Here is an 11,153-nt window from a genome sequence, read left to right as displayed (position 1 = left end):
GAACTCCTCCAGCGAGGCGGCGTCGGTGATCCGGCCGGCCCGGACCGCGGCCTCGGCCCCGCCGGAGTGGGCGTGCCCTCCGGCGGGGAAGCGTCCGTCGGCCAGCAGCAGCAGTGCGGCGCGGGTCATCGGTGGCACCCCCCTCAGAAAAGGAAGTACCGCTGGGCCATGGGCAGTTCCGCGGCGGGCGTGGCCTCGACCAGTTCCCCGTCGATGCGGACGGCGAAGCTGTCGGGGTCGATCCGCACGTCCGGCCGGGCGTCGTTGCGCCGCATGTCGGCCTTGGTGACGCCGCGCGTCGACTCGATGACGGCCCACCGCTTGCCGAGCCCGAGCCGCTCGGGCAGACCGTCCTCGAGGGCCGCCGGGGCCACGAAGTTGACCGAGTTGGCGGCCGGGGCACGCCCGAGGGCCCCGTACATCGGGCGGGGCAGCACCGGCTGGGGCGTGGGGATGGACGCGTTCGCGTCGCCCATCTGCGCGTAGGCGATCTGCCCGCCCTTGACGACGAGATGGGGTTTGACGCCGAAGAACGCCGGTTCCCAGAGCACCAGGTCGGCGAGCTTGCCGCTCTCCACCGAGCCGACCTCGCGGGAGAGGCCCTGTGCCACGGCCGGGTTGATCGTGTACTTGGCGACGTAGCGGCGGGCCCGCAGGTTGTCGGCGCGCCCGTCACCGGGCAGCGGGCCGCGCCGCCTCTTCATGACGTGGGCGGTCTGCCAGGTCCGCAGGATCACCTCCCCGACGCGGCCCATCGCCTGGGAGTCGGAGGAGATGATCGAGATGGCGCCGAGGTCGTGCAGGATGTCCTCGGCGCCGATGGTGGAGGGCCGGATCCGCGACTCGGCGAAGGCGAGGTCCTCGGGGACGGCCGGGTTGAGGTGGTGGCAGACCATCAGCATGTCGAGGTGTTCCTCGACGGTGTTGACGGTGAACGGCCGGGTCGGGTTGGTGGAGCTGGGCAGCACGTTGGGCTGCGAGACCACGGTCATGATGTCCGGGGCGTGTCCGCCGCCCGCGCCCTCGGTGTGGTAGGCGTGGATGCCCCGTCCGGCGATCGCGGCGAGGGTGTCGCCGACGAATCCGGCCTCGTTGAGGGTGTCGGTGTGGATGGCGACCTGGACGCCGGTCCGGTCGGCGACGGTGAGCGCGGCGTCGACGGCGGCCGGGGTGGAGCCCCAGTCCTCGTGGAGCTTGAGGCCGACGGCGCCGCTGCGGATCTGGGAGAGCATCGCCTCGTGCGAGACGGTGTTGCCCTTGCCCAGCAGGCCGATGTTGAGCGGGTGGGCCTCCATCGCCTCCAGCATCCGGGCCAGGTGCCACGGTCCGGGCGTGACGGTGGTGGCCTTGGACCCCTCGGCGGGCCCGGTGCCCCCGCCGACGAGGGTGGTGACGCCGGAGGCCAGCGCCTCGTCGGCGATCTGCGGGCAGATGAAGTGGACGTGCGCGTCGACCGCCCCGGCGGTGAGGATCCTGCCGTTGCCGGCGATGATCTCGGTCTCCGGTCCGATCACCAGCTCGGGGTGGACGCCGTCCATGGTGTCCGGGTTGCCGGCCTTGCCGATCCCGGTGATCCTGCCGTCCCTGATGCCGACGTCCGCCTTGACGATCCCCCAGTGGTCGAGGATCACCGCGCCCGTCACGACGGTGTCGGGGGCGCCCTCGGCCCGGGTGGTCCGGGACTGGCCCATCGACTCGCGGATCACCTTGCCGCCGCCGAAGACCGCCTCGTCCCCGGCGCGGCCCGGCCCGCCGCAGCGGTCCTCCTCGATCTCCACCAGCAGGTCGGTGTCGGCGAGCCGGATCCGGTCGCCGGTGGTGGGGCCGAAGAGGTCGGCGTACTCGGCGCGCGGCAGCGCCGACGGGCGGGGCGTCTCAGGCATCGAGCGGACCTCCGGTCTCCCCGCGCAGGCCCGGCACCACGCGGCGCCCGGCCAGCGGCACGAGTTCCACCTCCACCGGGATGCCGGGCTCGAACCGCACGGCGGTGCCGGCGGCGACGTGCAGCCGCCGTCCGTGCGCGGCGGCCCGGTCGAACTCCAGGCCGGGATTGGCCTCGGCGAAGTGGTAGTGGGAGCCGACCTGCACGGGGCGGTCGGCGGCGTTCAGCACGGTGATCCGGGTGACCTCGCGGCCCTCGTTCAGGATCACGGGCGCGTCGTCCAGGACGAACTCTCCGGGGATCATGGCGGCCCTCTTCGTCAGACGATCGGGTCGTGGACGGTGACCAGCTTGGTCCCGTCCGGGAAGGTGGCCTCGACCTGCACGTCGTGGATCATCTCGGGGACGCCGTCCATGACGTCGTCCCGGGTGAGGACGGTGCGGCCGGAGCGCATCAGCTCGGCGACGGTGCGGCCGTCGCGGGCGCCCTCGAGGATGTGGGAGGAGATCAGGGCGACGGCCTCCGGGTGGTTGAGCCTCAGCCCGCGGTCCCGGCGCCTCGCGGCGACGTCCGCCGCCACGTGGATCAGCAGTTTCTCCTGCTCGTGCGGTGTCAGTTGCACGGCGCCCCCTCGTCTCGTCGCCCCCGACGCGTCCCAGGAGGCTAGTGGCGCCTCGTTTCGGGGGCGTTAACGACGTTGTGGCGGGCGGGTGCGGGCGCGCCCGTGCCGTGCGGCGGCGCGCGCACCGCGTGCCCCCGGTCGTGGCACCGCCGCCACCCCGGTGCGCTCCGGTCGGGCGGGCCGTACGGCGTACCGTCGTTCGGCGTAGACGCTCCTCCGTCCGACGGACCCCCCGATTTGCCCGCGCCGCGTGGACGGCGGGCGGAGCCGGCCGCTCCTGGCCTGGTGAGCGCCTCGCCGGGTGTGGTTACCGAGGGACACATCCCGTGTTGTCCACCCGAACGGCGCAGGGGTGACGAAGCGCACAACACGTCGTCAGCGGATGATCCCGGGCACCGAGTGCGTGAAGATCCTCCCGACGACAAGCCCTCGCCGCAGCGGCGGGGCGGCCCGGGCGGACGCCGAATCCTGCCGCCGGCCGGGCGACGGGTCGACAGGAGTGGATCGGCAGGAGTGGAGGACCCGAGCACGACGGGCCGCCGGACTTCGTTCCGGGCGGTCCTTGGGGTGAAGCCGCCGCACGGCGGCCGGGCTACTTCGCGGCCCGAATCCGACAGGTCATCCTTCACAGGCGGCTGTCGAAGGGTTGTGCATGACCGTGCTCAATCGCGTCCCGTCCCTGCTGACCCGGGCCGGAACGGCCTCGGTCCTGACCTTCGCCGCGTTCGGAGGCGGCATCGCGGTTCCCGGCCTCAGCGCCGAGGCCCAGGCGGCCACCGTGGGCTCCAAGGCCCTCAAGGTGGCGGCCTCCAAGAAGGGAGCCCCCTACCGGTACGGCGCCACCGGTCCCCACGCGTTCGACTGCTCGGGGCTGATCCTCTACTCGTTCAAGAAGGCCGGGAAGACGCTGCCCCGCACGGCGGCGCAGCAGTACAACCGGACCAGCCGCGTCCCGGCGGGCAAGCGCAAGCCCGGCGACCTGGTCTTCTTCCACTCGGGGTACGGGGTGTACCACGTGGGCATCTACGCCGGCTCGGGCAAGCTCTGGCACGCGCCCAAGAGCGGTGACGTGGTGCGGCTGCAGAAGATCTGGAGCCGGAGCGTCTGGTACGGGCGGGTGCGCTGACCCGCGGGCCGTGCCGCCCGTGAACCGCCCCGGCGCCGTCGGCCCGTCCGCCGGCGCCGGGGCCGGTTTCCGTCCTCGCGCACCCCATGCCGCGCCGCCGAGCGGGTACTCGTGTCCGGGTCATGGCCCTCACCCACGGGCCACTTTGCCCGTCCTTTACTCTGGGGGTGTCACCGACCACGGTGATCTCGGCAATCTCTCGAAAGGTGCGTGAGCGTCCGCCCATGGGCGAGCCTCCCAGTAGCAGCCTCACCTGCGTGTTCTCCTCCCGCCACGGCCACGGGGAGGCGACCCGGTGACCGAGGTCCTCCTCCTGTTGCTCGCCGTCCTGCTGTCGCTGTGCTGCGGCGCGTTCGTGGCCGCGGAGTTCTCCTTGACGACGGTCGAACGCGCCGAGCTGGAGCGCGCGGCCGAGAAGGGCGACCGGGGCGCGGACAGCGCCCTCAAGGCCGTCCGCGGTCTGACCTTCCAGCTCTCCGGCGCCCAGCTGGGCATCACCGTCACCAACCTGGTGGTGGGCATGCTCGCCGAGCCGTCCATCGCCGCCCTGATCTCCGGCCCGCTGGGCGCGATCGGCCTCTCCGAAGGCACCGCGAGTTCGGTGGCCCTGGTGCTCGGCACGGCCCTGTCGACGGTCTTCCTGATGGTCGTCGGCGAGCTGGTCCCGAAGAACTGGGCGATCAGCGCACCGCTGGCGGTGGCCCGGAAGGTGGCCACGCCGCAGCGCGTCTTCAGCGCCGTCTTCGGCCCGTTCATCACTCATCTCAACAACACCGCCAACCGGGTGGTGCGCCGGATGGGCCTGGAGCCCGCCGAGGAGCTGGCCTCCGCGCGCGGCCCGCAGGAGCTGGCGGCACTGGCCCGCCACTCCGCCAAGCAGGGCGCGCTGGAGGCGGACACCGCCGAGCTGTTCGTCCGCACGCTCAACCTGGCGGAGCTGACGGCGGAGAACGTGATGACCCCGCGGGTCCAGGTGGTCGCCCTGGACGCCCAGGCGACCTGCGAGGACGTGGCCAACGCGACGCGTGCCACCGGCCTGTCCCGCTTCCCGGTGTACCGGGGGAACCTGGACCGGGTGGTCGGCACGGTCCACATCAAGGACGTGCTGGCGCTGCCCGCCGAGCGACGGGCCCGGGTGCACGTGGCGGAGCTGCTGCGCGAGCCGCTGCTGGTGCCCGAGTCGCTGACCGTCGAGCGGCTGCTGGACCGGCTGTCGGGCGGGCGCACCATGGCCGTGGTGATCGACGAGTACGGCGGCACCGCGGGCGTGGTGACGCTGGAGGACATCGTCGAGGAGGTCGTGGGCGAGGTCCACGACGAGCACGACCCGTTCGAGACGCCCGATCTCGCGCCGGCCGGCACCGACGCCGACGGCCGGGCGGTCTTCGACGCCGACGGGGCGGCACGCACCGACCGGCTCGCCCGGATCGGCCTGCGCGCCCCGGACGGCCCCTACGAGACGCTGGCCGGCCTGGTCGCCACCGCCCTGGGCCGGATACCGGCCGTCGGGGACGTCGTGGAGGTCGCCGGCTGGCGCCTCGAAGTGCTGGACGCCTCCGGCCACCGGGCCGCCCGCGTCCTGCTGACCGCCCCGCCGGCCGACGTCGCCGCGGACGCCGAGAAGGGACAGGGAGCGACCCGATGACCGCCGTACAACTGCTGATCGGTCTGCTGACCCTGGTCCTCAACGCGTTCTTCGTCGGGGCCGAGTTCGCCATGATCTCGGTCCGGCGCAGCCAGATCGAGCCGCACGCCGAGGAGGGCGACCGCCGCGCCGGGCGGGTGCTGTGGGGCCTGGAGCATGTCTCCGCCCTGATGGCCGCCGCGCAGCTCGGCATCACCCTGTCCACGCTGGTGCTCGGTGTGGTCGCCGAGCCGGCCATCGCGCACCTGCTGGAGCCGCTGTTCCACGCCGTGGGCGTGCCGTCCGGGGCGGGCCACGCGATCTCCTTCGTGATCGCCCTGAGCCTGGCGACCTACCTGCACATGCTGCTGGGCGAGATGGTGCCGAAGAACGTGGCGCTGGCGGAGCCGGTGCGGACCGCGCTCCTGCTCGGCCCCCCGCTGGTGGCCTTCGCCAAGGCCTTCCGGCCGGTGATCTTCACCGTCAACGCCTTCGCCAACGCCCTGCTGAAGCTGATCAAGGTGGAGCCGAAGGACGAGGTCACGGCCTCCTTCTCGGACGCCGAGCTGGCGCAGATGGTGAAGGACTCCCGGGAGGCCGGTCTCATCGACGACCGGGCCCGGGAGCGGCTCAACGACGCGCTGAAGCTGGGCCGCCGCCCGGTGGGCGAGGTCCTGCTGCCGCTGGAGAGGGTGCGGTACGTGTCCCTGGGCGTCACGCCGGCCCAACTGGAGGCGCTCTCCGCGGAGACCGGGTTCTCCCGGTTCCCGGTGGTCGACGACGAGCGGCGCATCATCGCCTACCTGCACGTCAAGGACGCCCTGGACGCCATGCCGCGCGACCTGCCGTTCCGGGTGCAGAACATGCGGCCCATCGCCCGGGTCCGGGAGAACACCCCGCTGGACGACGTGCTGACCGCGCTGCGCGGCAGCCGCACCCACCTCGCGGCGGTGCTGGGCTCCGACGGGCGGCTGACGGGTCTGGTCACCATGGAGGACGTCCTGCGGGAGCTGTTCGGCCAGCCGGCGGCCTGAGCGGCCACCGCTCCACCCGAGGGCGACCGACTGAGCGGTATGTGACGGCGATACGATTCTCCCTGCCATGCAGACGCAGAATGATCCCGCTCCCACGTACTCCAGCCTGGTCGCCCTCGGCGACTCCTTCACCGAGGGCATGTCGGACCTCCTCCCCGACGGCACCTACCGCGGCTGGGCCGACCTCCTCGCGGTCAGGATGGCCGCCCGCAGCCCCGGCTTCCGGTACGCCAACCTGGCGATCCGCGGCAAGCTGATCGGCCAGATCGTCGACGAGCAGGTGGGCCTCGCCGCGGAGATGGGCGCCGACGTGATCACCCTGGTCGGCGGGCTCAACGACGCGATGCGGCCCCAGTGCGACATGGGGCGGGTGTCCGGGCTGCTGGAGGAGGCCGTCGAGCGGCTCGCTCCGGCCTGCAAGCAACTGGTGCTGATGCGCAGCCCCGGGCGGCGGGGGCCGGTGATGGAACGCTTCCGGCCGCGGATGGAGGCCCTCTTCGAGACCCTCGACTCGCTGGCGGCCCGGCACGGGGCGGTGCTGATCGACCTGTACGGGGCGCCGTCGCTGGCCGATCCCCGGGTGTGGGACGTGGACCGGATCCACCTGACGCACGAGGGGCACCGGCGGGTCGCGGAGGCGGTGTGGCAGGGGCTCGGGTACCCCCCGGAGGACCACCACTGGCACGTGCCGATGGCGGCGACCCCGCCGGACCCGTGGCTGCGGCGCCGGGTCGCGGACGCCCGCTTCGCCCGCGTCCACCTCCTGCCCTGGATCGCCCGCCGCCTCACCGGCCGTTCGTCGGGCGACGGCCTGCTCCCCAAGCGGGCGGACCTGCTGCCCTACGAGTGAGTCGGGCCGCCCACCGGCGCCGGACCGTCCCGGGGCCGTGCGGCGGGCGGGGCGGCGGTGTCCGGGCAGGTGTGACGCGGCATCCCGCCGGGTACGTTCGTCCCCGGCGCGGGGCCCCGCCGTGCCGGGGCGGAGGGGAACGGCATGAGGACCCGTCGGCTCGGGCGCACCGAGGTCGAGGTGACCGAACTCGGTTTCGGGACCGGACCGCTCGGCGGGCTCTACGAACCGCTGGACGACGAGACCGCCGCCGGAGCCCTGGCCGCCGCGTGGGAATGCGGGATCCGCTTCTTCGACACCGCCCCGCACTACGGCGTCGGCCACGCCGAGCGCCGCCTGGGCGGCTTCCTGCGCGAACTCCCCCGCGAGGACGTCACCCTCTCCACCAAGGTCGGCCGGCTCCTGGTGCCCCAGGATCCCGCCGGCCGCGTGGACGAGAGTTTCGCGGTGCCGGCCACGCACCGCAGGCAGTGGGACTTCTCCCGGGACGGCGTGCTGCGCTGCGTCGAGGAGTCGCTGGCCCGGATGGGCGCCGACCGCGTGGACGTGCTGCTCCTGCACGACGCGGAGCAGCACTTCGAGGCCGCCCTGCGCACCGGTCTGCCCGCCCTGGCCGAGCTGCGCGCGCAGGGGGTGGTGGGCGCGGTCGGGGCGGGGATGCACGACACCGGCCTGCTGACCCGGCTGGTCCGGGAGCACGACGTCGACGTGGTGATGCTCTCCGGCCGCTACACCCTCCTCGACCAGCGGGCGGCGCACGACCTGCTGCCCGCCTGCGCCGGGCGCGGCGTCTCCCTGCTGGCCGCCTCCATCTTCAATTCCGGCCTGCTGGCGACGCCGCACCCCTCCCCCGGCGCCTTCTTCGACTACGCGGCCGCCTCGCCGGACGTCCTGCGCCGCGCCCGCCGGGTCGCCGACGTCTGCGCGTCGCACGGCGTGACCCTCCCCGAGGCGGCGATGGCCTTTCCGCTGCGGCACCCCGCGGTGGCCGGCATCGTGGTCGGCATGCGTTCCGCGCAGGAGGTGCGCGCCGATCTGGCCGCGTTCCGCAAGGACGTGCCGGAGGGGCTCTGGTCCGACCTGCTGGCCGAAGGACTGCTCGATCCGCGCGCCGCGGCGTGAGGGCCCCGGGGGCAGGCGGCGTCCTGGAGGTTCCGACGAACAGGGCCGCGGCGTCGACCTGCACGAACGAACAGTAGAATCCGGTTACGTGACTTCTCCCGCCAAGCCCCGCATTCCGAACGTCCTCGCCGGACGCTACGCCTCCACCGAGCTGGCCACGCTCTGGTCCCCCGAGGAAAAGGTCAAGCTGGAGCGCCGGCTCTGGCTCGCCGTGCTCCGGGCCCAGAAGGACCTCGGGATCGAGGTGCCGGACGCGGCCCTCGCCGACTACGAGCGCGTGCTCGACCAGGTCGACCTCGGCTCCATCGCCGAGCGCGAGAAGGTCACCCGCCACGACGTGAAGGCCCGCATCGAGGAGTTCAACGACCTCGCCGGCCACGAGCAGGTCCACAAGGGCATGACCTCCCGGGACCTGACCGAGAACGTCGAGCAGTTGCAGATCCGCCTCTCCCTGGAGCTGGTCCGCGACCGCGTCGTCGCCGTGCTGGCCCGCCTGGGCCGGCTCTCCGCCGAGTACGGCGAGCTGGTGATGGCCGGACGTTCGCACAACGTGGCCGCCCAGGCCACCACCCTCGGCAAGCGCTTCGCCACCGCCACGGACGAGCTGCTGGTGGCGTACGCCCGCCTGGAGGAGCTGCTCGGCCGCTACCCGCTGCGCGGCATCAAGGGCCCGGTCGGCACCGCCCAGGACATGCTGGACCTCCTCGGCGGCGACGCCGGCAAGCTGGCCGGCCTCGAGGAGCGCATCGCCGCCCACCTCGGCTTCGGCCAGGCCTTCACCTCGGTCGGCCAGGTCTACCCGCGCTCCCTGGACTACGAGGTCGTCACCGCCCTCGTCCAGCTGGCGGCCGCCCCGTCCTCGCTCGCCAAGACCATCCGCCTGATGGCCGGCCACGAGCTGGTGACCGAGGGCTTCAAGCCGGGCCAGGTCGGTTCCTCGGCGATGCCGCACAAGATGAACACCCGTTCCTGCGAGCGCGTGAACGGCCTGATGGTGATCCTGCGCGGCTACGCCTCGATGACCGGCGAGCTGGCGGGCGACCAGTGGAACGAGGGCGACGTCTCCTGCTCCGTGGTCCGCCGGGTGGCGCTGCCGGACGCCTTCTTCGCGCTGGACGGCCTGCTGGAGACGTTCCTGACCGTGCTCGACGAGTTCGGCGCCTTCCCCGCCGTCGTCGCGCGCGAGCTGGACCGCTACCTGCCGTTCCTGGCCACCACCAAGGTGCTGATGGCCTCGGTGCGCGCCGGGGTGGGCCGCGAGGAGGCGCACGAGGCCATCAAGGAGAACGCGGTGGCCTGCGCCCTCGCCATGCGCGAGCAGGGCGCCGAGCGCAACGAGCTGCTGGACAGGCTGGCCGCCGACGAGCGCGTCCCGCTGGACCGTGCGGGGCTGGACGCCCTGATGGCGGACAAGCTGTCCTTCACGGGCGCGGCCGCCGACCAGGTCGGTGTGGTGGTCGCCCGGGTGGAGGAGATCGTGAAGCGGCACCCGCAGGCCGCGGCGTACACCCCCGGGGCGATCCTCTGATCCGGCGGCCGGTGGGGCGATGACGCCGCGCTTCACCCGCGAGGAGCTGGAGGCCGCTCGCGACCGCATCGTCCCCGATGTGGTCGCGAGCGGCCTGCGCGTGCTGTTCTGCGGGATCAACCCGGGCCTGATGACGGCCGCGACCGGGCACCACTTCGCGCGTCCGGGCAACCGCTTCTGGCCCGTGCTGCACCGGTCCGGCTCCACGCCCCGGCGGCTGGACCCCGCGGAGCAGCGGGAGCTGCTGTCCTTCGGGCTCGGCATCACCAACGTGGTCGAGCGGGCGACCGCGCGGGCCGACGAGCTGACCGCCGAGGAGTACCTGGAGGGCGGCCGGATCCTGGAGGCCAAAACGGAGCTGCTGCGGCCCCGCTGGCTGGCCGTTCTGGGCGTCACGGCGTACCGGGCGGCGTTCGGCGACCGCAAGGCGGCGGTGGGCCCGCAGGAGCGGGTCATGGGCGGGGGCACCGGGGTGTGGGTGCTGCCCAACCCGAGCGGGCTGAACGCCCACTGGAGCCTGACGACCATGGCCGAGGAGTACGCCCGGCTGCGCGCGGCCGCCGAGGACTGACCCGCGCGGAGGACCGACCGGCGCGGACGGATCATCCGCTCCGGGGACCGGGCCGCGTCCGGGACCGTCTGCTCGGGCGGACCCCCTTCTCCCCTCGGTCCGGGGAGATCGGCATGATGGCGTGGTCCTCGATGGACAGCCGGACGACGAAGGGGCGCACGTGACAGCGACGACGGAGACGGAAGCCGGTCGGCGGGTCTTCCTCGACAAGCAGCACCCGGAGGCCTACCGCGCGCTGGTGGCGACCTCCGAGGCGGTGAAGGCCGCGGCGGCGGAGGCGGGGCTGACGAGAAGGCTCGTCGAACTGGTCAACGTGCGGGTCTCCCAGCTCAACGCGTGCGCGTACTGCCTCGGCCTGCACACCGCCGCGGCCCTGCGCGCGGGTGAGACGACCCAGCGCCTGGGCGTCCTGCCCGCCTGGCGCGACACCGAGCTGTTCGATCCCCGGGAGCGGGCCGCTCTCGCCCTGGCCGAGGCGACCACCCGTCCGCAGGACGCGGAGGCGCAGGACCGCGCCTACCGCGCGGCGCGGGCGGTGATGTCGGAGGACGAGATCTCGGCCGTCCTGTGGGTGGCGGTCACCATCAACGCCTTCAACCGCGTGTCGGTGATGAGCAAGTACCCCGTGCGCCCCGCGGCAGGGGGTCCCGGCGCGGGGTGAGGTGAGGTGGCGGTCGGGTGACCGCGGACGGCGGCGCACCGGTGCGGACCGGGCGCCGCCGTGCCGGTTCACCTGCCGAGTGCGGCCACGCCCGCCCGGGCGAACTTCTCGTCCAGGTCGCCGGACGGCGCCC

Annotated in this window: 11 protein-coding genes, 1 pseudogene and 1 riboswitch; of the genes and pseudogenes, 8 read left to right on the top strand and 4 right to left on the bottom strand. The window is 73.4% G+C overall.

The window, feature by feature from the left end:
- The 4 genes and pseudogenes from HW445_RS08130 to HW445_RS08115 form a co-directional block, all read right to left on the bottom strand.
- A pseudogene (locus HW445_RS08130) lies at positions 1–138 on the bottom strand (urease accessory protein UreF); the annotation flags it as partial.
- Between the two features lie 5 nt (positions 139–143).
- Positions 144–1,883: an urease subunit alpha gene (locus HW445_RS08125; protein WP_180220346.1), complete on the bottom strand. Its 1,740-nt coding sequence runs from the start codon at positions 1,881–1,883 to the stop codon at positions 144–146.
- Positions 1,876–2,187, bottom strand: coding sequence for an urease subunit beta (locus HW445_RS08120; RefSeq protein WP_180220345.1), 312 nt, complete (start codon positions 2,185–2,187; stop codon positions 1,876–1,878). The genes HW445_RS08125 and HW445_RS08120 overlap by 8 nt, the downstream gene beginning before the upstream one ends.
- A gap of 14 nt (positions 2,188–2,201) precedes the next feature.
- Positions 2,202–2,504, bottom strand: coding sequence for an urease subunit gamma (locus tag HW445_RS08115; protein ID WP_180220344.1), 303 nt, complete (start codon positions 2,502–2,504; stop codon positions 2,202–2,204).
- 449 nt (positions 2,505–2,953) lie between these two features.
- Positions 2,954–3,154: riboswitch (cyclic di-AMP (ydaO/yuaA leader) on the top strand.
- Positions 3,155–3,156: 2 nt separating this feature from the next.
- Here HW445_RS08115 and HW445_RS08110 point away from each other — a divergent pair.
- The 8 genes from HW445_RS08110 to HW445_RS08075 all read left to right on the top strand — a co-directional run bounded on the left by HW445_RS08110 (position 3,157) and on the right by HW445_RS08075 (position 11,020).
- The gene (locus HW445_RS08110; RefSeq protein WP_180220343.1) at positions 3,157–3,630 is read left to right on the top strand and encodes a C40 family peptidase; all 474 of its coding nucleotides are present in this window, start codon (positions 3,157–3,159) and stop codon (positions 3,628–3,630) included.
- A gap of 295 nt (positions 3,631–3,925) precedes the next feature.
- Positions 3,926–5,275 (top strand): hemolysin family protein, encoded by a 1,350-nt coding sequence (locus HW445_RS08105; protein WP_180220342.1) that lies wholly within the window; start codon positions 3,926–3,928, stop codon positions 5,273–5,275.
- Positions 5,272–6,288, top strand: coding sequence for a hemolysin family protein (locus HW445_RS08100; protein ID WP_180220341.1), 1,017 nt, complete (start codon positions 5,272–5,274; stop codon positions 6,286–6,288). Before HW445_RS08105 ends, HW445_RS08100 begins: the two co-directional genes overlap by 4 nt.
- A gap of 67 nt (positions 6,289–6,355) precedes the next feature.
- Positions 6,356–7,138, top strand: a complete 783-nt coding sequence (locus HW445_RS08095; RefSeq protein WP_180220340.1) for an SGNH/GDSL hydrolase family protein — start codon at positions 6,356–6,358, stop codon at positions 7,136–7,138.
- A 144-nt stretch (positions 7,139–7,282) separates the two neighbouring features.
- On the top strand, positions 7,283–8,260 hold the full coding sequence (locus tag HW445_RS08090) for an aldo/keto reductase (protein ID WP_180220339.1): 978 nt from the start codon (positions 7,283–7,285) through the stop codon (positions 8,258–8,260).
- Between the two features lie 88 nt (positions 8,261–8,348).
- Positions 8,349–9,788 (top strand): adenylosuccinate lyase, encoded by a 1,440-nt coding sequence (gene purB / locus HW445_RS08085; protein WP_180220338.1) that lies wholly within the window; start codon positions 8,349–8,351, stop codon positions 9,786–9,788.
- A gap of 19 nt (positions 9,789–9,807) precedes the next feature.
- The gene (mug, locus tag HW445_RS08080) at positions 9,808–10,359 is read left to right on the top strand and encodes a G/U mismatch-specific DNA glycosylase (protein ID WP_180220337.1); all 552 of its coding nucleotides are present in this window, start codon (positions 9,808–9,810) and stop codon (positions 10,357–10,359) included.
- Positions 10,360–10,519: 160 nt separating this feature from the next.
- Complete coding sequence (locus HW445_RS08075) at positions 10,520–11,020, top strand: carboxymuconolactone decarboxylase family protein (protein ID WP_180220336.1); 501 nt, start codon at positions 10,520–10,522, stop codon at positions 11,018–11,020.
- Positions 11,021–11,153 lie beyond the last annotated feature (133 nt).

Origin of the sequence: Streptomyces sp. UH6, from assembly GCF_013421635.1 — a bacterium.
GTDB lineage: Bacteria > Actinomycetota > Actinomycetes > Streptomycetales > Streptomycetaceae > Streptomyces > Streptomyces abyssomicinicus.
The sequence above is the reverse complement of the archived record's forward strand: the minus strand, read 5'-3'. Positions and strand labels throughout refer to the sequence as shown.